The organism is Streptomyces sp. NPDC054887, assembly GCF_053610585.1.
Genome location: NZ_JBSGYQ010000004.1, coordinates 30,707 through 55,087 on the forward strand (window position 1 = coordinate 30,707; position 24,381 = coordinate 55,087).

At 70.0% G+C, this 24,381-nt stretch carries 21 protein-coding genes; 10 read left to right on the forward strand and 11 right to left on the reverse strand.

The window, feature by feature from the left end; translation table 11 throughout:
* Together ACWGH0_RS03420 and ACWGH0_RS03425 are read right to left on the reverse strand one after the other, a co-directional pair.
* A complete protein-coding gene (locus ACWGH0_RS03420) occupies positions 1–2,502 on the reverse strand; it encodes a dCTP deaminase domain-containing protein (RefSeq protein ID WP_453402427.1) in 2,502 nt (833 codons plus the stop codon).
* Positions 2,503–2,704: 202 nt separating this feature from the next.
* Complete coding sequence (locus tag ACWGH0_RS03425) at positions 2,705–2,842, reverse strand: hypothetical protein (RefSeq protein WP_453402428.1); 138 nt, start codon at positions 2,840–2,842, stop codon at positions 2,705–2,707.
* 228 nt (positions 2,843–3,070) lie between these two features.
* On the opposite strand from ACWGH0_RS03425, the gene ACWGH0_RS03430 reads away from it, so the two are divergent.
* Positions 3,071–4,018: a LuxR C-terminal-related transcriptional regulator gene (locus tag ACWGH0_RS03430; protein ID WP_453402429.1), complete on the forward strand. Its 948-nt coding sequence runs from the start codon at positions 3,071–3,073 to the stop codon at positions 4,016–4,018.
* A 148-nt stretch (positions 4,019–4,166) separates the two neighbouring features.
* Here the strand turns inward: ACWGH0_RS03430 and ACWGH0_RS03435 are convergent, their stop codons facing one another.
* A complete protein-coding gene (locus ACWGH0_RS03435; RefSeq protein ID WP_453402430.1) occupies positions 4,167–4,583 on the reverse strand; it encodes a carbohydrate-binding module family 20 domain-containing protein in 417 nt (138 codons plus the stop codon).
* A 381-nt stretch (positions 4,584–4,964) separates the two neighbouring features.
* Positions 4,965–5,105, reverse strand: a complete 141-nt coding sequence (locus tag ACWGH0_RS03440; protein WP_453402431.1) for a hypothetical protein — start codon at positions 5,103–5,105, stop codon at positions 4,965–4,967.
* Between the two features lie 317 nt (positions 5,106–5,422).
* Between ACWGH0_RS03440 and ACWGH0_RS03445 the strand changes: the two genes are divergently transcribed.
* Positions 5,423–6,067, forward strand: a complete 645-nt coding sequence (locus ACWGH0_RS03445) for a dihydrofolate reductase family protein (protein ID WP_453402432.1) — start codon at positions 5,423–5,425, stop codon at positions 6,065–6,067.
* Between the two features lie 159 nt (positions 6,068–6,226).
* Here the strand turns inward: ACWGH0_RS03445 and ACWGH0_RS03450 are convergent, their stop codons facing one another.
* Positions 6,227–7,201, reverse strand: a complete 975-nt coding sequence (locus tag ACWGH0_RS03450) for a threonine/serine dehydratase (protein ID WP_453402433.1) — start codon at positions 7,199–7,201, stop codon at positions 6,227–6,229.
* A gap of 361 nt (positions 7,202–7,562) precedes the next feature.
* Here ACWGH0_RS03450 and ACWGH0_RS03455 point away from each other — a divergent pair, with 361 nt between their 5' ends.
* Positions 7,563–8,588: a LacI family DNA-binding transcriptional regulator gene (locus ACWGH0_RS03455; protein WP_453402434.1), complete on the forward strand. Its 1,026-nt coding sequence runs from the start codon at positions 7,563–7,565 to the stop codon at positions 8,586–8,588.
* On the opposite strand, the gene ACWGH0_RS03460 is transcribed toward ACWGH0_RS03455, so the two are convergent.
* Complete coding sequence (locus ACWGH0_RS03460; RefSeq protein ID WP_453402435.1) at positions 8,543–9,094, reverse strand: hypothetical protein; 552 nt, start codon at positions 9,092–9,094, stop codon at positions 8,543–8,545. The two genes, ACWGH0_RS03455 and ACWGH0_RS03460, sit on opposite strands and share 46 nt — an antisense overlap.
* 70 nt (positions 9,095–9,164) lie before the next feature.
* Positions 9,165–9,881: a hypothetical protein gene (locus tag ACWGH0_RS03465; RefSeq protein ID WP_453402436.1), complete on the reverse strand. Its 717-nt coding sequence runs from the start codon at positions 9,879–9,881 to the stop codon at positions 9,165–9,167.
* A gap of 689 nt (positions 9,882–10,570) precedes the next feature.
* Between ACWGH0_RS03465 and ACWGH0_RS03470 the strand changes: the two genes are divergently transcribed.
* Positions 10,571–11,704, forward strand: coding sequence for a GH12 family glycosyl hydrolase domain-containing protein (locus ACWGH0_RS03470; protein ID WP_453402437.1), 1,134 nt, complete (start codon positions 10,571–10,573; stop codon positions 11,702–11,704).
* Between the two features lie 1,399 nt (positions 11,705–13,103).
* On the opposite strand, the gene ACWGH0_RS03475 is transcribed toward ACWGH0_RS03470, so the two are convergent.
* The 3 genes from ACWGH0_RS03475 to ACWGH0_RS03485 all read right to left on the reverse strand — a co-directional run bounded on the left by ACWGH0_RS03475 (position 13,104) and on the right by ACWGH0_RS03485 (position 15,836).
* Positions 13,104–13,643: a hypothetical protein gene (locus tag ACWGH0_RS03475; protein ID WP_453402438.1), complete on the reverse strand. Its 540-nt coding sequence runs from the start codon at positions 13,641–13,643 to the stop codon at positions 13,104–13,106.
* A 202-nt stretch (positions 13,644–13,845) separates the two neighbouring features.
* The gene (locus ACWGH0_RS03480; protein WP_453402439.1) at positions 13,846–14,850 is read right to left on the reverse strand and encodes an NADP-dependent oxidoreductase; all 1,005 of its coding nucleotides are present in this window, start codon (positions 14,848–14,850) and stop codon (positions 13,846–13,848) included.
* Positions 14,851–15,149: 299 nt separating this feature from the next.
* Entirely contained in the window at positions 15,150–15,836 is a 687-nt protein-coding gene (locus tag ACWGH0_RS03485; protein WP_453402440.1) for an SDR family oxidoreductase, read from the reverse strand.
* Positions 15,837–15,943: 107 nt separating this feature from the next.
* Here ACWGH0_RS03485 and ACWGH0_RS03490 point away from each other — a divergent pair, with 107 nt between their 5' ends.
* From ACWGH0_RS03490 to ACWGH0_RS03510, 5 genes are all read left to right on the forward strand, one after another.
* Positions 15,944–16,504: a TetR/AcrR family transcriptional regulator gene (locus ACWGH0_RS03490; protein WP_453402441.1), complete on the forward strand. Its 561-nt coding sequence runs from the start codon at positions 15,944–15,946 to the stop codon at positions 16,502–16,504.
* A 403-nt stretch (positions 16,505–16,907) separates the two neighbouring features.
* Positions 16,908–17,969, forward strand: coding sequence for a PP2C family protein-serine/threonine phosphatase (locus ACWGH0_RS03495; RefSeq protein ID WP_453402442.1), 1,062 nt, complete (start codon positions 16,908–16,910; stop codon positions 17,967–17,969).
* 96 nt (positions 17,970–18,065) lie between these two features.
* Positions 18,066–20,465 (forward strand): bifunctional serine/threonine-protein kinase/ABC transporter substrate-binding protein, encoded by a 2,400-nt coding sequence (locus ACWGH0_RS03500; RefSeq protein ID WP_453402443.1) that lies wholly within the window; start codon positions 18,066–18,068, stop codon positions 20,463–20,465.
* 731 nt (positions 20,466–21,196) lie between these two features.
* Positions 21,197–21,784: a TetR/AcrR family transcriptional regulator gene (locus ACWGH0_RS03505; RefSeq protein ID WP_453402444.1), complete on the forward strand. Its 588-nt coding sequence runs from the start codon at positions 21,197–21,199 to the stop codon at positions 21,782–21,784.
* Positions 21,781–22,158, forward strand: a complete 378-nt coding sequence (locus tag ACWGH0_RS03510; RefSeq protein WP_453402445.1) for a hypothetical protein — start codon at positions 21,781–21,783, stop codon at positions 22,156–22,158. Before ACWGH0_RS03505 ends, ACWGH0_RS03510 begins: the two co-directional genes overlap by 4 nt.
* Before the next feature lie 80 nt (positions 22,159–22,238).
* Here ACWGH0_RS03510 and ACWGH0_RS03515 read toward each other — a convergent pair whose 3' ends face one another.
* On the reverse strand, positions 22,239–22,853 hold the full coding sequence (locus tag ACWGH0_RS03515) for a helix-turn-helix domain-containing protein (RefSeq protein ID WP_453402446.1): 615 nt from the start codon (positions 22,851–22,853) through the stop codon (positions 22,239–22,241).
* 95 nt (positions 22,854–22,948) lie between these two features.
* On the opposite strand from ACWGH0_RS03515, the gene ACWGH0_RS03520 reads away from it, so the two are divergent.
* Positions 22,949–24,358, forward strand: a complete 1,410-nt coding sequence (locus ACWGH0_RS03520; protein WP_453402447.1) for an MFS transporter — start codon at positions 22,949–22,951, stop codon at positions 24,356–24,358.
* Positions 24,359–24,381: the final 23 nt, after the last annotated feature.

Genomic DNA, 24,381 nt, shown 5'->3' on the forward strand with positions numbered 1-24,381 from the left:
TCATTCTCCCTTGCCGCCGGTCGTGGCGACCGTGCCATCGCTGATCACTGCTTCGGCTCCGCTGATCCCCGGGGCGCTCACCGCGGGAACCCCGGCCTCGCGCAACAGGATCGCCAGGTGCCCGAGTGCCGATCCCTGGTCGAAGACGAAGCCGGCGACGTGCTCGATGAGGACCGAGAGCACGGCGTACGGCCGGGAGGCGCTGATGACCGGCTTCTCCTCGTAGGACGCGACCAGGTCGAGGATCCGGGCCAGGCCCTCGTGCTCGCTGACGTCCTTGGACTTGTCGATGCTCACGGCCGGGCCGATGGAGAGCCGGCGCAGCAGCGCGTCCTCGTCGAGCCGCAGCAGCGGCCCACGGGCCGTGCCCGGGGAGATGCAGACCTCGCCGTGGGCGACGGTGACGGTGTCGTCCCCGCCGAGGACCGAATAGTCGACGAAGTAGAGAGTGCCCCGGTCGAGGACCCACTCCAGCGTCACCGGCCCGTGCTTGGCGTGCATGGCGGCGGTGAGGCGTGCGATCTCGTCCATGTGCGGGCGCAGGACGGCTCCGGTGGCCGGGAAGCTCGCGTTGTCCCCTTCCTCGTAGCCCGCGCGCACGTCCTGGACGACGATCGTCTCGCCGCCGGCGGTGCCGCGGTTCAGGGCCATCAGGCCCTCGTCCGTGTACTCGACGACCAGGCCGGCCTCGCCCGCCCGGCGGGAGATCACACCGAGTTCGCCGCGGATGAAGTCGCGTACGACCACGGTGTGCAGGGTGGTGCCGTCCTCGGTCACGCCGGAGGTGACGGCGAGCTGGCCGAGCACCTCCTCCTTGGGCACGACGATCTGGCGCAGGGTTTCACCGAAGTCCAGCACGCACTCGTCGGTGCCACCGGCCAGGGTCCGGCGCAGGAACGCGGAACCCGAATCCCCGTGCAGCCCACGCCCGTTGAAGCGGACGACCCAGCCGGCCCCGGTGGACACCCCGTGCTCGTGGGCCATCCGGTGGGCCGGGCCGCGCTTGGCGGTGTAACCGCTGTAGACGGCGGCCACCGCACCGAGGTTGAACCCGGCGGGCAGTTCGTCGACGTACAGGCGGTGCGCCTCGGCGACCGGGTCCGCGGCGGTGGCGGACGCCTCACGGGCGGCGGTCAGCGGCCGGACCTGCACGAGATGGACGCCCTCGGCGTCGGCGGCCCACTCGACGTCGACGTCGTGGCCGCGGCTCTCGCGCAGCCGCCGCACCAGGTCCACGACCTCGACGAGGACGGAGTGTTCCGCCGCAGCCTCCTGGGTCTGCCCGGCGTCCACCTCGGCCGAGTCGGTGCGGCGGGGAACGGCGACACCGGCCACCAGTTCGTCCGCGAGCCCCTCGACGTACTCGACGGACACGCGGTCGTCGTCGGTGCCGTCGAGCCCGGTGAAGGCCACTCCGGCCAGCGTCGGCCGGACCAGGCGCTGCACGATCACCGCGAGGCGGGGGGCCGCGGCGAAGTTCCCGGCGCGGATCCGGGCGGCGACCGCCGGAGCCTCGTAGTACGAGCGCCAGCACTGCTCGATGGCTTCGACGACCGCGTCGGTGCCCCGCACACCGAGGACGGACTGGTGCACACCGGCGAGGCTTGAGCCCTCGGTGTCCTCGTCCAGGCCGGAGGAGCGCACCGCGAGCTCCACGTCCGAGCCGCCGAACAGCTCGCTCAGCCGGGCGGCGAGAAGGGCGCGGGCCTGCTCGGGCACACGGATCTCGGCGCCGGTCTTCTGGATGCGCGCGACGGTGTCCTTGAAGAAGGCGCCGACGGTGGCCTTGAGGTCGGCGAAGGCGTCGGCGAAGTCCGCGTTCTGCTCGTCGGTGAGGGCGTCCGCGAACTCGCCCGCTGTGACGCAGAAGGCGCTCGGAACACGGAACTCCCGGCTGGAGACGCTGAGCTGGGCGAACTTGGGACCCACCTCGTCCGGTTCGAAGGTGGCGCCGAGGCCGGGGAACCGCTGACGGGCGAACTGCTTGTCGAAGTCGACGTGGATGTCGCTGGAACGGGGGCCGACGGAGCCCTGGTACTTGCCGTCGTACAGGACGATCTCACCCTGTGGGCGCCACCACATCATCTGGCCGATGTTGATGCCCGGGTACACTCGCACGCGGTTCATGCTGTAGAGCTGGAGGGTCCACTGACCGGTGTAGCCGATGTCACCGAGGCTGGCGGACAGGTTGATGAACAGGCCGAGCCGGGCCACCGAGGAACGCGCCGCGAAGGTGGGGGCGTAGTGCTCGCTGCCGAGCGTCTCGATGGTGTGTGCCAGGTACAGGCGGCCGGGTTCCAGGACGTATCCGTCGTCCGGGATCTCGATTTCCTCGAAGTCGTTGGTGCGCCGGGCGTCGAGCGGCATGTCCTGGTACACGCGGAGGGCCTTGCCCAGACGGAAGTTGTAACTGTTGGGGTTGACCTGCTCCGGCGTGAAGGGCTCGATGGTGATGCGACCGTTCGCGCGTTCCCGCTCGATTTCGGTCCCGGTAAGAATCATGCGTGGGGTCACCTGTTCGCTGGATCCCGATGAGAGGGCGCGCCGACAAGGCGACGGTTGCCGCTGAGGGGCGCACCCCGTCGGTTCGGGGGACGTGTGAGGTCTCCGAGGCCGGCTTCCGGCGCGGGCGGTGTGGACACGCGGTCGCGCCGGGCGGGCAGGGAGAGGGCCGGGGAAGGCGGCGGGGGAGAAGCCCGCCCGATCAGCCCCAGCCGGTGTCGTGTCTGGAGGCGCCGCTCGTGCCCGTACCGGCAGGTGTGACCTCGCCTGCGCCGATCACGGCGCCCGCGGCGACGGCCAGGGCCCATCCGAGCAGAACTGCCTTGTGCAAGAGCTTCATGGGCCGCCTTCTTCTGTGCGTGGATCGTTGTTCAACCGGCCGCCACGGAAGCTCCCTTGCATCTATGGGGGCGAGGTGAATGACCATGCCAGAGTCCGCATGCCAGAAAGGATGATTTAGTGGATCATCATGTTGCGTGGCAGCATGCTGACACTTCCGCATAGCGGACATCCGGGGGCGAGGTAGTGCAAGGTGATTGAGGATTTGGACCAGACCACACTGCGGCGAGTGTATGAGTATGCACTGGATCACAGTGTCGGACGGACCTTCACGGCATCGGCGGCTGCCGCGGAAGCCGGTCTTCCGGACGCGCTCGCCGACGCCGCCGTGGAGCGGCTGCTCGAAATGGGACTTCTCCGCGGCCGCCGGGACGGCGAACTGCGCGCGGTGGCGCCGGAGGAGGCCGTGGCCGGGATCGTCAGCCCACTCGAACGGGAGATCCGGGTCCGCAGGGCCGCCATCGAGGAGGCCCGCGAATCGGTCATGTCCTTCCTGCCCGTCTTCGAAACGGCCCAGTCGTCACGGCGCAGGCGCAACCAGTTCGAGCTCCTGGACGACCTGGCCGCCGCCCGGGGAGCCATCGCCGACCTCACCGACCGGGCCCGCGACGAGATCCTCACCGCCCAGCCGGGCGGTCCCCGACCCGGGGACGTCCTCACCGAGGCCGCCCCGCGGGACCGGGCCGCCCTCGAACGGGGCGTATCGATGCGTGTGCTCTACCAGCACACGGCCAGGTTCAGCCCGGGCACCGGAGAGTACATCGACCGCATGTCCGGGCTGGGCGCCCAAGTGCGCACGCTGGACGACCGGTTCAGCCGCTTCCTCGTCTTCGACGAGGAGACCGCGGTCATCTCCGTCCCCGGCAATCCGCGCGGCGCGGCCATTGTGCGGGAGGCGTACGTGGTCGCCTTCATCAAGGAGACGTACGAGCGGCTGTGGCTGTCGGCCGAACCGTTCTCGCTGGTCTCCAGCGCCCGCAAGAAGATCGCGGACGACGTCCGCCAGGCCATCCTCCGCCTCCTGGCGGAGGGCATGACGGACGCTTCCATCGCTCTGCGCCTCGGCATGTCCGTACGGACGTGCCGCCGGCACATCGCGGACATCATGGTCGAACTGAGCGCCCACAGCCGCTTCCAGGCCGGCTACCTCCTGGCCACCCACGCGCGGAAGCACTGACGCGGGGCGAACCCCGTCACCGCCCCGAAGCCTGCGAACCCAACGCCCGGCGGGCTACCTTCTCCCGTTTCCCGGGCGTGACGCGGATCGTGGGGCCGCCCGTGGAGGGCCGGGCGGTGGGCCCGCCCAGCCCTCCTTGGGGGGTCGGTCAGTTACGGAAGGTGTCGTGGGTGATGTAGGTGCCCGTCGGCGGGGTGATCGTGGTGCGGTTGGGGCCGCTCTCCCATACGACGGGGCTGTTGGCCGCCTTGACGATGTACTTGAACTCCACGCTGGTGTTCGCCGGCAGAAGCACGGTCGCCGACCAGGTCGGGTAGGAGGCGGAGGAGAGCGGCACCGCCTTGTCCGGATTCCACGACCCGAGCTCCGGGCGGTTGCCGGTCACGTAGACCTGCTGGCCCCACTGTGTGTACTTGGTGACGTTGAAGGTGGCCACGACGGAGCTCTGATGCGTGCCCGCGGTCGGGGCGGCCAGCGCCGGCGGAGCGACGAGGGTTCCGAGGAGCAGGGCGAGTACGGCGGTGAAGCCCAGGCGCAGGCGGGCTCGAGAACGGCTGCGGTCCATGAGATGCGTCCTTTCGCGTGATGGCGGAAACGACTGTCAGGCCCTGACGGACGCCATCCTTATGACGTGTGCACGCCTTGCGCAAACGAATGAAACGACTTTCAGACGTAGTGGAAGACTCAAGAAAACTGCCTGTTCACGAAGGTGTAGCCCGCATGAAAGGCTTGCAGAGCACCTCCCGCAGATGTCGGCTTTCCTGAGTGCCGTCCAAGGGGTGGCCTCTGGGGCGTTACGGTGCCGCGCATCCGGTTTCGCCCGAGAAGCGCCGAGTCGGTGACACTGGCCGGCCGTGCACCCAGCGGCTGCCGGCCCCACTTGGCAATGTCTCGATATGCGTGCGACGAAGTCGGCGGCCGAGGTGCCGAAAGTCCTCGGACGGTGTCAGCGCGGGGAGGCGCCGAGGGCCTGGTCGGCCGTCGTGAAGCGGTGCTTCATCTGCCTCGGCGCGTCGTAGAGGTGGCTGAAGTGCTCCGTTTCCGCCGTTCCTGTGAGCACGGCCAGCAGGAAGGCAAGGCACCCCATGCCGTGGTGCCGGCGCCGTACGTCTCGACGAGCTGCTTGTAGTAAGCAGGCAGAGCCGTGTCCAGGCCGCGCTCGATCCGTGCCCAGTCCACCGCGGGTGGCGGTTCGCCTGGCGGTGGGCAGAGGCGGACGAGGGTATCGAGAGCGATCATGGAAGTGGACGTTACCGAAGCAGCGGCCGGTGGCCTCGGACGGGCCGACAGGGCAGGCGACAGCCCGCACCGGAGCTGGACAACGTGCCGTCGCGGCGATGAGCCTGCGGGCATCCGCAGGTCTGTCCCTTGTAGGCAAGGAAACCGACTCACCGGGAGCAAGCCATGGGCCTCATTCACATCGAGATGTTCGCGACCCTCGACCTTGTCGGGCAGGCGCCCGGCGGCCCCGACGAGGACCCTGTGGGATTCCCGTTCGGCGGCTGGCAGGCGCCCCTGCTGGACGAGGTCGCCGGGGCGCAGATCGGTGCCGCGTACGAGGGCACGGACGCCCTTCTGCTCGGCCGGCGGACGTACGACATCTTCGCCGCCTTCTGGCCGCACCAGGAGGGCGGAGAGGACAACGACATCGCCACGCTCTTCAACAGCGTTCCGAAGTACGTGGCCTCTCGCGGCAGGCCAGATCTGTCGTGGGCCGGCTCCACGCAGCTCGGTCCCGACCTCGCCGAGTCGGTGCGTGAGATCCGTGACCGGCACGAGCACGTGAGGGTCGTGGGGAGCCTCAACCTGGTGCAGACCCTTCTGCGCGAGAAGCTCTTCGACCGACTCGACCTCTGGGTGCATCCGATCGTGCTCGGCGTCGGGAAGAAGGTGTTCGACAACGGCGCGGTACCCACCAACGTCACGCTCCTCGCGCCTCCGGTGGCCAGCCCTAAGGGCACCGTGTACCTGCGTTACGGGCTCGCCGGCGGCACTCCGGCGACGGGGGACATGAGCGCACCCGATCGAGGTGTCGGCAGCGACGACTGAGGCCACCCGCTCGTCGTAGGTCCGTCCGCCCGAGGAACGCCACCGCGACGGCAGCCGCCCAAGACGCCACCCTGCCCGGGCTCGCTCGCCGACCCTGCCCGGGCTCGCTCCCCGACGTCGATCAGCACGACGCGCGGTCAGACTGACGTGTACGAGCCGTCACCGCAGGCCGAAACGCTCCGCCCAGCGGAAGATGTCGTACGTGGTGGCGTTCCCGCCGCACAGCACCAGGCCCAACCGCGCATCGCCGCCGACCCGCTCCAGTACCTGCCGGGCGGCCGGCAGGAGGCAGCCGGCGGCCGGCTCGGCCCACACCTTCGCGTGATGTGCCAGGTCGAGCGTGCCCTGTACGGCATCCGCGTCCGGCACCACGAGCACGTCGGTGACCAGGGCGGACACGTGGTCATACGTGATCTGCGAAGCACTCGGCGCGCTCAGCGTGGTCACGATCGACGACAGTTCGACCTGCCGAGGGCCCCCGGTGGCCAGTGCCTGCGACATGGCCTCCGCGCCCTCCGTCTCCACACCCCAGACCCGTACGCCGGGCAACCGTGCGTGCAGCGCTGTCGCGACGCCCGCGATGAGTCCGCCGCCGCCGATGCTCACCAGCACGTCGGTGAGCGCACCACTGCCCCCCGCGCCTGCCGCAGCCGCGTCCTCGGCGAGTTCCAGGCCCACCGTGCCCTGGCCCGCGACCACGACGGGGTCGTCGAAGGGGTGCACCAGGCTCAGTCCGTCCGCCTGCAACCGGGACATGAGGGCGAAGGCAGCGTCCATCGTGTCGGTCAGGTGCACCTGCGCCCCGGCAGACTCCGCGGTTTCCACGGCATGCGCGGGCGCCGACTTCGGCATGACGACAGTGGCCTTGACCTCCAGGGCCTGAGCCATGAGCGCCACAGCGATCGCGTGGTTTCCCCCGCTCACCGCGACCACCCCCGACGCACGTTCGGTCTCGTCGAGCGAGAGCAGCTTCGCCGTCGCGCCGCGCGCCTTGAACGAGCCGGTGCGCTGCAACAGTTCGAGTTTCGCGGTGACGGGCACGCCGAGCAGCGCGGACAGTCCCGGGCTGGCCACCGTCGGCGTACGCACCACATGTCCGGCGATCTGCCGCGCCGCCGCCTCGACATCCTCCATGCCAATCACTTCGCACAACCCCTTGCTGATTACGTCGTGTCGACCCGGCCTCCGGACCCCCGTCGGGAGCCTGAGACGTGGCGCTGTCATGCAGACCGTACAGCGATCAACGTATCTGCCGGGGTCGATGTGTCCTCTTGCAGGCCTGCCCGGGGGGCCGACAGAGGGCGGTGGGCGTGAGGGCGGCGGGCACCGTGGGGAGCGGGGCGCGACGATCCTCCTCCTCGGCACGCCGCTCTCAGGCGGGGCGCGGCCGATCAATGTGATCAACCGGTTGGGGCGGGGGTGTTCCGATGATTCGATATGCCTGTCCTCTGCCAACAGGCGCCGGAGGACCGGCTATCCCTGGAGGTCGCGCACGATGGTGACGAACGGACGAACTGGCCCGCCCACGCTCGAGGAAGTAGCCGCGTTCGCGGGTGTCGGGCGAGGCACGGTCTCCCGTGTCATCAACAACGCGCCCGGGGTCAAGGCCAAGACCCGCCTGATGGTGGAACGGGCGATCGCCGAACTGGGTTACGTTCCCAACCAGGCCGCCCGCGCCCTGGCCGGCAGCCGCACCGACGCGGTGGCACTGGTGATCCCCGAGACGGAGCGGCGCTTCTTCGAGGAGCCGTTCTTCTCCGACATCATCCGCGCCGTCGGCGCCGGACTCGCCGACACCGAGATCCAGTTGCTGCTCACGCTGGTGCGCACCGAGAAGGAACGGCAGCGGTTCGTCCAGTACGCGCGCGCCGGCCGGGTGGACGGGGTGCTGATGGTGTCCGTACACGGTGACGACCCGCTGCCCGACATGCTCGCCGAACTTGAGCTGCCGACCGTACTCAGCGGCCGGCGCTCCAGCGACGAGTCGGTGTCGTACGTCGACTCCGACAACGTGGGCGGTGCCAGATCGGCGGTCCGCCACCTGCTGGACACGGGGCGGCGGGCCATCGCCACGGTGACCGGCCCGCCGGACATGTACGTCGCGCAGTGCCGGCTGCGCGGCTACCAGGAGGAGATCCGCAACGCGTTCGGCGCGGTGGATCCGTCGTGGATCGCCCAGGGGGACTTCACCGAGCAGCGGGGGCGCCTGGCCACGGCCGAACTGCTGGACCGCCATCCGGATCTGGACGCGGTATTCGCCGCGTCGGACACCATGGCGGCGGGCGCCCTGCACACCCTGCGAGCGGCGGGCCGTCGGGTTCCCGAGGACGTGGCCGTAGTGGGGTTCGACGACTCGCCGCTCGCGCAGCACACCGATCCCCAGCTCACCACCGTCCGCCAGCCGGTGGAGGAGATGGGCCGTGCCATGGTGCGTCTGCTGCTGGAGGACATCGCCGACCGCAGCGACGCCTGGCGTCATGTCATCCTTCGCACCAGGCTGGTGCGGCGCGCCTCGGCCTGACGAGCGTCGCATTCACCACGGCGGCGCAGTGCGGAGACCGCCGCTTCCCGCCCGTTCTCGTACGGACGCAGTTGCGCCGGGGCGGGTGCGACACGCCACTCGCCCCGCTCGGACACCATGCGCAACGTTCCGGAGTCGCCACCGCCCTGCCAGCCGATCTCGACCGTACGCCGGTCGAGCGCGTGCGCACGTACGGTTTGCAACGGCACCGCGAGCAGCGGGTGGCAGACGCGGTGTGTACGGACGTAGGTGTCCCGGGGGACGTGGCGTTGGGCGCCGCTGCTCCAGCCGTCCCATGCCGCGCCCCAGTCGCCGCCCGAGAGCAGTCCCAGGTGGGTTCGTGCGGCGGACAGGGCAACCTCGCGCGCCGGAGCCGTCACGTCCGGCGCGGCTCCGCCGGAGGCCGGCGAGCCGGCGGTGTCCTGGGCGCGGCTGACCAGCGCAACGGCGATCAGTGCTGCGATCACCGAGAAGAGCCTCAGCAGGTGAGCGCGGGGGGCGCGCATGGGGAGTCTCCCTGGCAACGGGCTGCGAGGACCGGGGGCAGCAGCCGCCCGGCCCTCGCGGCGGTCGGGGTCAGTTGGCGTAGCGGACGGTGCCGTACTTCTTCACCAGGTCGGTGTTGGCGGAGACGTTCAGATCGGCGGTGAAGCGGACGGAGTCGCGTGTGGTCTCCAGGCTCACCGCGCCCTGGTTGGGCCCGCCGAGCTTGTACACCCAGGTGTGACCGGGGTCGATGCCGCGCTGGGGCAGCGACACGTCGTGGAAACCGAGACGGGCGATGTAGAACGACGTACCGTCGCCCCGCTTGACCTCGAGGAAGTCCTGCTGCGGGTGCCCGAACGCCTGGGAGGCGCCGTAGTGGTGCTGATCCGAACCGGACGGAGCGCGGAAGATCAGTACGCCGCAGTCGAGGTGGACCGGCTTGTTCGAACGGTTGGTGAAGACCAGTTCGCGGAGGCCGTACCCGGTGGTGCTGTCGGCCCGCACGCTGACGGAGAGCGGGACGTTCGAGGTGAAGGCGGTGGTCAGCGGCTCACTGAGGATGGGGTTGGCGCTGGACAAGGGGTAGCTGGGACTGGTGTGACAACGCTCGAGCGGGGTGGTGTACTGCGAGGCTCCGCCGGTCGGGAGCTGCTGGGTGAAGCTGTCGGGGCCGCCGTTGACGGCCGTGGTCTGGCCTGCGGCGGCTGTGGCCGTCCGAGAGGTCGTCAACTGGACGGCCACGGTGGCGAGCACCAGGGCCAAGGCGGCAAGGCCGGCCAGGGTCAGTTGCAACACGGGTCTGCGCATGGTCATTTCCTCCTGAGCGGGCGGGGCGTGGGGAAGAAGTGGGGCATGGGGCGTGGGGCGTGAAGCGTGGGGCGTTCTGGGCATGGGACATGGGGCGTTCTGGGCGTGGAGCGTTCTGGGCGTGGAGCGGGGAAGCGCCCTCGGGAGGTGTGCGGTCTGCCGCGGGGTCGCCGTACCCCGCCACCGAGCAATCCTCGGGAGCGCTCCCAAACGGAACGCCGCCCTCTCCCTGCTCTTCACTCTGGGGATTTGATGCGCTCTCGTCAATCACGCTCGCCTGACGTAAACCGGCCAAAGAATACGACCGTCGCGCGTCCGCCCCACCTCGGCCGAGAGGGGGACCGGGCCGCGCCCGGACATGCCGTCAAGGCGGCGGGGCAGAGGCAGTTGCCTGGTCGGCCGCCTGCCGGGAGGCGTGCCGGGCCCTTGCGCCGCACGGCCCCGATGGGGCCAGATGGCTTCTAGCCGGGCGGCCGGCACGCTGCTACGGCTGCACGGCACCCGTGGTCGTGTCCCGCGTGCGCGGCGCACCTTTTCGGCGCCAACTCGCCCCAGGGCAAACACCCGACGAACGCCTTGCCAGCGCCTCGGGAGGTCCCTACAGTCCCACCGGAGCAAGTGGGAGCGCTCCCAGCCTTCCGACTCCGGGAGCGCTCCCATCGTCCGTACGCTTCTCCCGAAGGAGCACCATGAGACTGCTGTCCCGCCGTACCAGGTCGTTCCGTACCGCCCTCATGACGATGTTGGTGGCGTTGGCGTCACTGGCCGCGCTCGTCACGACGGCAGGCCCCGCGCAGGCCGACACCCTCATCTGCGACCAGTTCGGCTCCACGACCATCCAGAACCGGTACGTAGTCCAGAACAACCGCTGGGGCACCAGCGCCACACAGTGCGTGAACGCGACCGCGACCGGCTTCGAGCTCACGCGCGCCGACGGATCCGTGCCGACCAACGGAGCTCCCAAGTCCTACCCCTCCGTCTACAACGGGTGCCACTACACGAACTGCTCACCCGGCACCGCACTGCCGATGCAAGTGAGCTCGATCAGCAGCGCACCGAGCAGCATCTCCTACGGCTACGTCAGCGACGCGGTGTACAACGCGTCGTACGACATCTGGCTGGACCCGACGCCGAAGAAGGACGGCGTCAACCGTACGGAGATCATGATCTGGTTCCACCGCGTGGGTCCGATCCAGCCGATCGGCTCGAAGACCGGCACGGCCACGGTCGGCGGTCGCACCTGGGAGGTATGGACCGGCAGCAACGGCTCCAACGACGTCATCTCCTTCGTCGCGCCCTCGGCGATCCCGAGCTGGAGCTTCGACGTCATGGACTTCGTCGACGAGACGGTGGCCCGTGGGATGGCTCAGCCCTCCTGGTACCTGACCAGCGTGCAGGCCGGCTTCGAACCCTGGCAGAACGGGGCCGGCCTCAAGGTCCAGTCCTTCTCCTCCACGGTGAACGGCGGAGGCGGCGATCCGGGCGGTCCGGGGACGCCGACGCCGGGCTCCTGCCGCATCGCCTACGGCACCAACTCCTGGCCCGGCGGCTTCACCGCCGACGTGACCGTCACCAACATCGCGGCGACGCCCGTCGACGGATGGAAGCTGGCCTTCACCCTGCCGGCGGGTCAGACCGTCGGCAGCGCCTGGAACGCCTCCATCACCCCTTCCTCGGGCACGGTGACCGCGACCAACACCGCGTCCAACGCCCGCATCGCCGCCAACGGCAGCCAGTCCTTCGGCTTCCAGGGCACGTACACGGGCACCTTCACCAAGCCGACGCAGTTCAGTCTCAACGGGGTCGCCTGCACGGTGGCCTAGGCACTGTGTGACCGAACAGGAACTGCTGCTGCCGGCCTCGGCCGGCGGCAGCATCGTCCCGGTAATGGCCCGCCTGGTCGCTGCCTCCGAACACAAGGGATCCCCTGCCAACGCTGGAATCGAGGTCAGGAGGGTCGACAGAGGAGCGGGCGGGAAGCGGGCGCCCCAGGAAGCCAAGAAGTGTCGCGATGACGACATGCCCCTATTCCGTGGTGAGCGCACCAGGGTACGGGCTGAAGGCTGCCCAGAACGGCGGCGTAGGCTGATTCGCCCCGGGGCCCGGCAACGTGGATCGGTTCTCCCTGTGCTGCTTGGCGGTGGACTGCCGTGGCCTGGCCATGGAAGAGGTGGCCCGCAGGCTCCTGGCGGAGTTCGACGTCGACATCAGCAATTCCCGAGGGCGGGAGCCGCTTTTCGAGGCGGTCGCGAAAATTCGCCGTAATGCGATCGTGCTGCTTTCCAACGTGCAATGGTCCGGTTCATTGTTCACATCGGGTGAGCCGGATCGTATTGCCGGCCCACTGGCCACTACGATCGGCGTGCACAGTCGCGGACGCGTGCGTGTCGTCGTCGAGGCCGACGCGGCCCGTCAACGCGTGCACATCAGCCGCCACGAAGAGATCCTCCTCGATGAGGAATCCAACGGTCCGGGCGTCGCGAGGCTGCTCAACTCGTACCCCCGCTACGCGCACTTGCCGCAGCCGAAGTACGTAACACCCCTCTGTTGGTATGGGCGTTTTTCCCCTCGAAGGCTGCCTGCCAACGCTCGGAGGGCCCTGCGGCCGGGTCGAGCCGATGGGCCTGTCCGCCCGGCCGGTACGGCGGCCGGCCGGACGGACAGGGGCCTGGGGGAGGGGGAAGGGGTGCGCAGCTCAAGACGGTGGAGCACCCCAGGTGAGCGTGCTGCCGATGTACGCCGGGATGGCCGGGGCATCGGCGTACGCGGTGACCGCCGAGCGGCTGTAGTAGTCGGTCTCGTCGAAGGCCGACCAGTCGGACCGTCTGGCCGACCACCTCGACCTCGCGCTGGCCCCTGGTGCGTCACGTGCGGTCTCCCTGAGACGAGAGTGCGGATGGGGAGCTTGGTGGCGCCCCCCGCCGGTAGCGGCATGGGAGCGCTCCCAACGCGGTGCAACCTCAATGAAGCAGTGGACGCCACACCCTGTCAATGGACATGACAGGCTTGCTCGTTCGACGGCCTGAGCGGCATATTCGACGATTGCGATACGGGAGGCGAGCCCCGAGCCGAGCCGAGCTCAAGCCAAGGTGAGGGTGAGGTGCGCTCAGGGGAAGCTGCAGCCCGCGTGGGGCCTTGGACGCTGTGCTGCCGTGGTCGCGGCAGAGGCTCCGGCCCGTGCGGTGCAGAACCGCACATGGACCTACGAGGCCCGTGGCGCACTCACACCGTTCGTCCGCTCGATGCCTGTAGGGCAGAGTCCATGGAGCGGAGGCGTTCCATGGAGCGGCGACGCATCCACAGCACCCAGAAACAGAACCCGATCACACCGACAGCGAAGACCATCGGGAACACCAATGAGCCGGTGGCCGCCCCAAGAGCGAGCATGCCTACCGCCGCCACGCACATGAACCCCAGCCAGTACGGCAGCCACCGGCCTCCACGCTCCATTTGCCTCAGCTGCTGGGTGACCAGCCGCCGCATGGTCGCCTGCTCCTCGGGCTCCCTCGGCACCTCACGATGCCGGATCTTGCGGTTGAGCTCGGCGAGCGCGCGCGGGTCGGCCCCGATCGCACGGCTGATTCTGCGGCGCTGCAGGGCCAGCACCATGATGGCGACGGCGGCGTAAAAGGTGCCCTGCACGAGCCACCAAACGGGATGTTCGTGCCGGCGGTAGAGGGCGGCGACACCTATACCGATGAGAAGAATCAGCACGGCTTGCCCGGCAAGACTGCGATCAAGCCACCTCTTGAAGTTGCCCACAGTGCCTACCCCTCCTCGACCGCTACCGACCACCTCTACTGGTGCTCCAATACCCCGTCGCAGGTGGTGTATTGGCGGCGTTGTCCGCTGCGGCGGAGACCTGTGGCTGCGGCGCATCGGCCTGTAGCGGGAGCAGGTCATGCACCACCCATGTGGGCAGTTGTCCGCTGGCGCGGGCTCGGGCGTGGTGGGCTCACAGGAGTCATGGCATCGTGATGACGACCTTGCCGGCCTTCGCGCGGCCGTTCTCGACGTACTCCATGGCCTCCAGGGTCTGATCGAAGGGGAAGACACGGTCGACGACCGGCCGGATCTTCCCGGCGTCGATGAGCGTCGCGAGTTCGCGCAGTTGGTCACCACCGGCCTGCATGAACAGGAACGAGTACGTCACGTCGCGGCGCCCGGCACGGCGCCGGGTCCTGAAGCTGAGTGCGCTCATCGCCAGTCGCAGGGTCGGGTTCGCGCCCAGCTCGCGGGCGAAGGCGGCGTCGGGCGGGCCTGCGACGCTGATGACCTTCCCACCGGGCTTGAGTACCCGCAGGGACTTTTCCAGCGTCTCGCCGCCGAGGCTGTCCAGGACGACGTCGTAGCCGTCGAGCAGCGTCTCGAAGTCCTGCTTCCTGTAGTCGACGACGACGTCCGCGCCGAGTTCCTTCACCAGGTCGACGTTGGACGTGCCCGCGGTGGCTGCCACGTGCGCGCCCAGGTGCTTCGCCAGCTGGACGGCTACGGTGCCGAGGCCGCCGGAACCCGCGTGGATCAGGACCTTCTGCCCTGGCCGCACCTGCGCCCGCTCGACCAGCGCCTGCCACGATGTGAGGGCGACCAGCGGAAGGGACGCTGCCTCCTCCATGGTGAGCGTGGCCGGTTTGATCGCCACGTCGTCCTGGTGGACGGCGATGAGTTCGGCGAAGGTGCCGATGCGGTCCTTGCCGGGCCGGGTATAGACCTCGTCGCCCACCGCGAAGCGGGTGACGGCAGGCCCGACCCGGGTCACCACCCCGGCGAGGTCGTTGCCCAGGACCAGCGGGAGACGGTAGGGCAGGATCGTCTTGAAGTCTCCGTCGCGGATCTTGAGGTCGAGCGGGTTGACGCTCGCCGCGTGGACGCGGATCAGGACGTCGTCGGCGCCCACCTGCGGCTCGGGCGTCTCGCCGGCGCGCACCCCGGCTTCGGCGCCGTACCGCTCAAGCAGGAAAGCCTTCATCGTCGTTTCCGTTTCTCGTCCGCGAGGGGACGGCCTGGGGCCGGCCTCCATCGACGCGACCATGTTCGTGCGGCTGTTGCCCGTCCTGGAGGCGCCTGGCTGCGGCGCGGCCCCCAGTGCGAACTTGGTGGCGAGGACGGGGTGTCCGGGTCGGCGGCGCCGACTTCCCGGCAGGTCGTGCAACGCATCACGGGGTTTTTGCTTAAAGGGGTGACAGGGGGAGACGGGGGGAACTGCGACGGTTTGCCGGCACTCACCCGCTCCGTGGCCGTCGATGCGGTGTGGCGTACGTGCGCGCCTCACGCTGCGTGGGGCGAAGCGGCCAGGCTCCGCCTGACGTACCGGGTGGTCTCGTCGGCGAGGATTTCGGGCAGTCCCGCCTCGATGCCGCGCAGGGCCTGTGCGGCGACATCGGCGGGGGCTGTCTTCTGATCGGCGGGAACGCCCGCGGCCATGTCGGTGTCCATGTAGCCGACGTGCAACGCCGAGACGGTGATGCCGCGAGGCGCCAGTTCTTCTCGTGCCGCGCCGGTCAGCGCCCATGCCGCGGCCTTGGCGGCTGCGTAGGAACCGAGGCCGGCCGGGTGCAGCCAGGACAGGACCGAGAGGACGTTGAGGACGGCGCCGCCGCCGTTGCCCTCGATGACGGGGGCGAATGCCCGCGTGACGACGAGCGGGCCGAAGAAGTTCGTCTCCATCTCGCTGCGCACGGAGTCCAGGCCGCCCCCGATCAGCGGCGTGGCGGTGGAGATGCCGGCGTTGTTCACCAGCAGCGTCGTGTCGGACGCGGTGCGGGCCGCGGCCCGGATCGACTCCTCGTCCGTCACATCAAGCCGCAGCGGGGTGACGCCCGGCAGGTCCACGGCCTCCGGGCGGCGGGCCGCCGCGTACACCTTCGCTCCGCGCTCAACGAGCTGGGCGGCCAGATGCCGACCGAGCCCCCGGTTGGCGCCGGTGACCACCGCTACCGCGTCCTTCAGTTCCATGCCTACTCCCAGCGCTGCGGGCGCCCAGCGCCCTTAATTAGATTACGAGTGCAATCTAAACATGCCCTAGAATAGATTGCAATCGACATCCAATAGGGAGGTGGCTCATGGGCCGCGTATCGCAGGCGCAGGCGGAGGAGAACCGCCGACGGGTCGTGGAGACCGCTTCCCGGCTGTTCCGGGAGCAGGGCACGCAGGTCAGCGTCGCCGATCTCATGAAGGCGGCCGGTCTCACCCACGGCGGCTTCTACAAGCAGTTCGCTTCCAAGGAAGCGCTCATCGACGAGGCCACCACCCACGCGTTCGGCGAACTGACCCGGCTCCGCGACGACGGGCTCGAACGGCACGCCGGGCAGCGCGACGCCGCCCAGCAGGCACTGATCGACACCTACCTGTCCGTGGAGCACCGCGACAGCGCGGCGGACGGTTGCCCCGCTGCCGCACTCGCCGTCGACATGGCGCGCGAAGCCGGAGATCCCGAGGCTCGCCGCGTCTACACCGAGGGCGTGGGCGACTTCGCCGAGTGGCTGGCGACCGAGGACCAGGACGGCATCACACGGCTGTGCACCATGCTCGGCGCACTTGTCCTGGCCCGAGCCACCAAGGGATCACCCCTCTCCGAGGAGATCCTCACCGCCGCGCGGGCAGCGCTGGCGGCGACCAACTGATCGACATCACGGCGCCGGGCACCACACGGGTCCCCGAGCGAGGGATCTGCTCGCCGTCGGCCTGTACGGCCACATACGTACGGGGGGCCTGGACCCGGGTACCGGGAAGCGGAGAAGTCAGCCGGCTGCCCGCCCCGGCAGCCTCACCGACCGCGCCCGTACCAGCGCCGGTCACTGGACACACCGTCTACGCCGATCTCGTGTCCGGCCCGGTGGTCGCCCGTACCGGCCGTGACGCACCGGCCACAAGGAGATCCGGCCTGTGGGCGGGCCGCTCCGGTCCCGGGGGAACCTTGGGAACCCTCCGTCATGCTGGGGTGCGCGCCGGGCACGGCAGGTGTAGAGAGGAGGGGTGTCGCAGCGCCTCGTAGGTCTTCGCCGGTCGGCGCGAGCGGGTAACGCGATGGTGGCCGTCCCGATCGCACTGATGGCGGCGGTCGTCGTGATCGACGTTCTGGCCCCGCCCGACATTCACCTGGGCCCCCTGCTGGTCGCCGCACCGGCGATCACGGCGTCGTTCGCCGGCCCCTGGACGACGGGGCTGGTCGCCGCCCTGGCGGTGGCGGCTCAGGCGGTCATCGCGGTGTTGCGCGACCGCGACGAGCTGTTCTCGGCGAACCACCAGGCACAGATCGCCGCCCTGGTCCTGGTCGGGTCGAGCCTCGTGATCTTCTGCGTGGTGCGCGAGCGCCGTGCCAGAGAACTGACGCAAGTGAGGTACGTGTCCGAGACCGCGCAGCGCGTAGTCCTGCGACCACTGCCCAAGCGGATGGGACCGCTGCGAGTCGCGTCCCTCTATCTGGCCGCCGAGGTCGAGGCGCAGGTCGGCGGTGACCTGTATGCGGCCACACGCACCAGCTCCGGCACCCGGCTGATCGTCGGCGACGTACGCGGCAAGGGCATGACCGCACTGGGTGACGCCGCCCTGCTGCTGGGCGCCTTCCGGGCCGCGGCCCATCGCCAGGCGAGCCTGCCCGAACTGGCCGCCTACCTCGATGGAAGCGTGTGCTGGAACCTCGCCGAACCCGGGGAGACGGACCAGTCCGGAGAAACGTTCATCACCGCGACCATCCTCGACATCCCCGACCAGGGCGCGACGGTCGAAATGATCGACTGCGGGCACCCACCGCCGGTTGTGGTGCGCAACGGTCGTACCGCGACGATCGATGCCTACCAGCCCGCGCCCCCGCTGGGCCTCGGCGAACTGGCGCACACCTCCTACCGCGTCGACACCTTCGCGTTCGAGGCGGGCGCCCTTCTCCTGCTCTACACGGACGGGGTCACCGAGGCCCGGGACGCCGCCGGCGCCTTCTATCCACTCACCGAGCGCATCACCGGCTGGGCAGAGACCGACCCCGACGCCTTCCTGCGTCGCCTGCGGCGCGATCTGCTCCACCACGTCGGCGGACGGCTGGGAGACGACGCCGTCGTTGTCGCCATCGAGCGCCCGGCCCTGTCCATGTGATGGAGCCCGGACGTACCGGTCCTCGCCAGTGCCGCCGCCGAGCATCAAGTCATCCATACGTCACCTGATCGGTTCAGCAGGACCTAAAGTGTGCGCGTGACCGAGCAGAATCCCGAACTCATCGCCGGCCGGTACCAGCTGGTCGAACGTATCGGCCAAGGCGGTATGGGCCGGGTCTGGCGGGGCGTCGACCAGCAGCTCTTCGGCCGCGAAGTCGCCGTCAAGGAGATCGTCTTCCCGCCGGGTATGGACGACGGCGACCGCGCCGAGCTGCTCCGGCGGTTCACCGGCGAGGCCCGCGCAGCGGTTACTCTCAGCCACCCCGGGATCATCACGGTCCATGACGTGGTGGAACACCACGGTGCCCCCGTCATCGTCATGGAGCTGATCCGCGGACAGTCCCTGGCCGCCGCCATCCGCAGCCGGGGCCGGCTGCCCGTGCAGCGGGTGGCCGAGATCGGCGCCGCCATGCTCGACGCACTGGCCGAGGCGCACGCGGCCCGGATCATCCACCGCGACATCAAGCCCGACAACGTCCTCCTGACCAAGGACCGCGTCGTCCTCACCGACTTCGGCATCGCCCACCTCGCGGACGCCACGACCAAGTTGAGCCACAGCGGCATCGTCATCGGCACGCCCCAGTACATGCCGCCGGAACAACTGGAGGGCAAGCGGCCGACCCCCGCCAACGACCTTTGGGCGCTCGGCGCCACCCTCTATCACGCCGTCGAGGGGCGCCCGCCGTTCGACGCGCAAGGGCTCCACGCCCTCGCCGTGGCCGTGTTCACCCGCCCGCACCTGCGGCCGGTCCACGCCGGCCCGCTGACGTCCGTGCTGGACGCGCTCCTCGCCAAGGATCCGGCGCAGCGCGTGGGCGCCGCGGACGCGGCCGAGATGCTCGCATCGGTACGGCGGTCGTTCCGGTCCCGGGCCGACGCATCCGCCGGCCACGAGCCGGAACCCGAGCCGGAACCCCTGCCTGACCCAAGGGCGACCCCCGTACCAGCACCGGACGCGGCGGCCGAGCACGCATCCGCTCCGACCGAGCCGGAGCAGCCACCGTCGACGCCGCCGTCACCGCGGACGCCCACTGTCCTGGACTCCGGGTCCGCAGGCGGCGCCCCGCGGCGCCCCGTGCCGGACCGGCCGACCGAACCTCCCGTGCCCCCGGCCGAGGACCTGGTGACGCTGGACACGACGGCCACAGTGAAGAACGGTGAGCCAACGTCCCCCCGTGGACGGGGCCTCACCAGGCGCTCAGCTGTCCTCGGCGTGGCGCTGGCCACGCTCGCCACGGGTTCCGTCCTGACGTGGGCCCTTACCGGTGACGACGACGCACCCGGCGGCGGGGCGGCCGGCAGCGGCCCGGGAGCTTCCTCCGTCACGGTGGTGATCGGGGTGGAAGCACCGCTCACCGGCGGTCTGTCCTCGATGGGTGTCGGCATGAGGAACGCCGCCGACCTGGCGGTCAGAACCGCCAACGAAACCCGGCACGTCCCCGGCGTGAAGTTCGAGATCAAGGCCCTGGACGACGGCGCCGACCCCGCCAAGGGCGGGCCGAACGCAGCCCGGTTCGTGTCCGACGAGAAGGTGCTGGGGGTCGTCGGACCCCTCAACTCCGGTGTCGCCCGCACCCTGGTGGCACCGCTCGCGCGTGCGGACGTGGTCAACGTGTCACCGGGCAACACCGATCCCGCGCTGACCCTGGGCCCCGACTGGGCCGCCGGCACCACGTCCCGTCCGCACTCCACGTACTTCCGGACCGTCGCCACGGACGTCGACCAGGGGCCGTTCGCCGCCCGGTACCTGCACGGCGAGGCGAAGAAGAGCAAGCTCTACGTCATCGACGACGCGAGCGCCCATGGCACCGCTGTCACTGCGGGTTTCACGGCCGAGTTCACGAAGCTCGGCGGGACCGTCGTCGGTACCGAGCAGGTCGATCCCGAGGAGCGGGCGTTCGCGGGTCTCGCCGCGAGGGTGCGGTCCTCCGGCGCCGACGCCGTCTACTTCAGCGGCTACTACGACACCGCGGCGCCACTCTCGCAACAGCTCAAGAAGGCAGGGGTGGACGTCCCCCTGATGGGCGACGACGGGATCTTCGACCAGCAGTACCTCACGTCGAACCCCAAGGCCGAGGGCGACCTCGCGACCCACATCGGCGTACCCGCCGAGGAGTCGGCGGCAGGGCGCGACTTTCTCGCCCGGTACCAAAAGGCCGGGTACCCGGAGGCTGCCGGGTGGTACGGCCCCTACGCGTACGACGCGACCTGGACCCTCATCGAGGGGGTGAAGGCCGTCGTGACCGCCAACGGCGGCTCCCTGCCCCGCGACGCCCGGGCGAAACTGCCGGGTACCGTACAGCGGCTGGCCTTCGACGGTGTCACGGGCCGCGTCGCCTTCGACGCGAACGGCGACACGGTCAACCGTCGGCTGACCGTGTACGTGGTCAACGACGGCAGCTGGACGACGGTGACGAGCGGCCCCGCCACCCGCTGACGCCCGGGGTGCCGCGGCCGTGAACGCAGTTGGCCTGAGCGCCGTGCTGCGGCCGGTCGCCCGCGCGCCATGGGCCGTACGGTCCCGCCCACCTGCCCGAGGGGGATCGCCGCCGCACCGGAGGAAGGCCGCCCGCCCGGCCGCGACCACGCGAGTGGCAAAGGGCCCTCCCACGCGCGGACAAGAGGGGAGAACTGTCCGGTGTCGTTCGCGCAGTTGAGGGGATCGGCCCCAGCCTGCGGTCATGAGGGCTTCAGCGGCGTCAAGCTCTGGAGTTGCTCAAGTCCGCTTCGGCTTCTGACGGCCGGGGACATGATCCATCCATGCGAGTAGCGAGTGCCTCGCTTCGGGGGTCGGAAGGACGGTGGGGCGCGTGAAGATCTTGGCTGTCGGCCTGGTGGTGATCGTGGCGATACTGATCGTGGGGTTGCTGGCGACTGTGGGAAGTCGGGTTGAGCGGCGACGGGTCAAAACCGGGCGCAGTTGGTGGGTGGGCAATCACCGGGGTGGCTCGTTCTGGGGCGGCGGCTCCTCCTGGGGAGGCGAAGGCTGCGGCGGTGGGGGTGGCGGTTGCGGCGGCGGGAGCTGACCCGTCACGTCAGAAATGGGCGAGCGACTGCCGCTGTTTGATTGCCTTTGACCACTGGAGGGTGGCAGCTCACCCGGACATTCACCTGGTCCACCGCTCCGAGCGCTATTAATCCAACGGGCCGTCCCGTATGGTAAATCGCATGACACTGCCCAGCGCCCCGCGTGGGCGTCCCCGCGACAGCCGTGCCCATCAGGCGATCCTGACCGCCACGACCGAGCTGGTGGCCGAACTCGGCTACGCCGGCACCTCCATCGGTGCCGTGGCGGCCCGGGCCGGCGTGGGAAAGGACACCGTTTACCGCCGTTGGTCGGGCAAGGCCGAGTTGGTGTACGAGGCGGTCTTCACCCAGGCGGAGGCGGCTCCGGTGCCGGACACCGGCAGCCTGACCGGCGACCTGGCGGCGCTGCTGGATGCCCTGATCCGGGAGTTCTCCGCTCCAGCCGCCGCGGCCGCCCTGCCGGGACTGCTGGCCGACTTCGCCGCTCAACCGGAATTGCAGGCCCGCATCCGCTCCCAGTTCTTGGCTCCGGCCAAAGAAGGTCTGGTGGCGGTGTTCGAGCGTGCTGTCCAGCGCGGGGAAGCCGACTCGAACGTGCCGGTCGACCTGGTCCTGGACACGCTGGCCGGGGCCGTCTTCTTCCATGTCGGCCTAGTGGGCGAGCGGCCGAACCCTCACCTGGCCGCTCAACTGGCGGCCGTCGTCGGCCGCGGAATCGAGACCCGATGAACGCGTGGTTTCTCGCCGCCGGCACAAGCGCCGGCGTGGTCGCCGCCATCCATGCCGTCGTGGGCGGTCGGGACGTGGTACGCCCTCTACTGGCTGCCGACCTCGCGGACGAACCCCGCCGCGTCCTGCACGCGGTCTGGCACATGGTCACTGCCGACCTGATATTGGCTGCCGCCGCCCTGATATGGCTGGCATCGGGCAACCGCCCTGGCGGCGGCACCATCGCCTGGGGGCTGGCCGTCCACTTCTTCGCCTATGCAGGCGTATTCCTTGTGGTGTCACTCGCGGCGAGCTGGTCCAAGCCGCTGCTTCGCCTGCCTCAATGGATGCTTCTGCTGCCGGTCGCGGTGCTGGCCGCGGTCGGCGCTGCCTGAGGCAACGCGCAGTTTGCGGCCGCGACCACGCTGAGCTTCCGTTGGCAGGCGCCCAGGCCCTTGCCGCAAGGGCCAGTGGGTTACGTGTGCTTCTTCGCGGGCCGGTTCGCAGTGCCCTGGCTGCTCGCCGTCGGGCCCGTGCGTACGACGGCTTGGTCGCCCTGGGGGCCGAACAGGTGGAGAATCTCCACGGCTTCGGCGCCGGCAGGGCCGAACCAGTGCGGTTCGCCGGTGTCGAACTCGGCCACCTGGCCGGGCCGAAGAGTGATCTCACGCTCCCCGAGGATGAGGCGGAGTTCGCCGGCGAGTACGTAGAGCCACTCGTAGCCGGAGTGCGACACCAGCTTTGGTTCGCGATGTGCGAGCACCTGCTTGAAGACCTGCACCCGCCCCGGGTACTGCGTCAGCGGGACCAGGACGCTGCCGGGCTCCCTGCTCCGCGGCCGCAGATGGATCCGCGGATCACCGGTGGGCGGAGGCGTCACCAACTGGTCCAGCGCGACACGGTGGGCCCGGGCGAGGGGGATGAGCAGGTCCAGTGTGGGACGACGCAGGCCCGACTCCAGGCGCGACAGCGTGCTCACGGAGATGCCCGTGTCCTTCGCGAGGGTTTCGAGGGTGAGGCCGCGGTCGCGGCGCAGGGCGCGCAGCCGTGGCCCGATGCTGTCGAGGAGTGCGGAGAGTTCGGCGTCCATCCGACCATTTTGCGGTTTCCGCAAGGGTTCTGGGCCCGGAGCTTGCCCCCGACCGAGTCTGGGCGGCATCCGATTCCGCAGAAGGGGGACTTCCCGTGCTCGCGACATCCCTGGCCGCCCCACCCTCCCCACCCTCCCCGCTCAACGCGCGCCGGCGCTGGACGGTGCTGACCGTGTGCGCGCTCAGCATGTTCCTGGTAGGCGTCGACACCACCATCGTCAACGTGGGCCTGCCCGAGATCGGAGAGGGCCTCGACGTGGGGACCCGCGGTCTCGAGTGGGTGGTCAACGCCTACACCGTGGTCCTGGCCAGCCTCCTCATCGTCTCCGGCGCGCTCGCAGACCGCTTCGGACGTCGCCGCGTCTTCCGGTGCGGCCTGCTGGTGTTCGGCCTGGCCTCCCTGGCGTGCGCTCTCGCGCCGTCGCTCGGCGTGCTCGTCGCCGCGCGGGCCGTCCAGGGGGTCGGGGCCTCCATGCTGAGCCCGGTGGCCCTGGCGATCGTGGTGAACGCGATGCCCGACCCGCGGGAACGTGCGCGTGCCATCGGCGTGTGGGCGTCGGTCTTCGGGCTCAGCATGGCGGCGGGCCCGGTCACCGGTGGCGCGCTCATCGCGGCGTTCGGCTGGCGTTCGGTGTTCTGGTTCAACGTGCCGGTCGTGGTCGCCGCCCTCGTACTGGTCGCCGTCTTCGTACCGGAGTCCCGCGCGCAACGCGCCCGGCGCCTCGACCTGCCCGGCCAGGCGCTCCTCACCACGGTTCTCCTTCTCTTCGTCGGACTGCTCATCGAGGGCCCGCGCCTGGGCTGGGCTTCGCCCGCGGCCCTCATCGCCTACGCCCTGATCGCGGCGGCGACGGCCGGGTTCGTCCTGGTCGAGCTGCGTCTCGGTGAACCGCTCATGGACCTCGGCCTCTTCCGCCGACCGCCGTTCGCAGCGGCGGTCCTCGGCGCCGTGGCGGTCTTCGTCGCGCTGAACGCAAGCCTGTTGCTCAACACCCTCTACCTCCAGCACTCCCGGGGCTGGTCACCGCTCGCCACCGGCGCGGCGACCCTGCCCATGGCGCTCGGGGCCATCGTGTGCGCGCCATGGTCCGGCGCCCTGGTGGGACGCCTCGGACCACAGCGTCCACTGGTCTTCGCCGGTGCCTTCACCGCGGCCGGCGGTCTGTGCCTGACAGATCTGAGTCAGGACACCAGCGTGCCGCTGATCCTTTTCGCGTACCTGCTGATCGGCATCGGGTTCGGTTTCGCCAACGCCCCCCTGACCAATACCGCGGTCAGCGGCCTCCCGTCCTCCCAAGCCGGCGTGGCCGGGGCGATCACGTCCACCGCCCGCCAGGTCGGGGCGGCGGTCGGGATCGCCGTCGCCGGGGGCCTCGTCGCCGGCACCGCCCCCACCGGCCTCGCCGCCGCGTCGCGTCCGGGATGGCTACTCGTGGCAGCCTGCGGAGTGTTCCTCCTCGCTGTGGCGCGCGCCTCCCGGTACACGGCCGTCCGTACCGGCTGACCCGAGATCGCTTCATCGAGGCG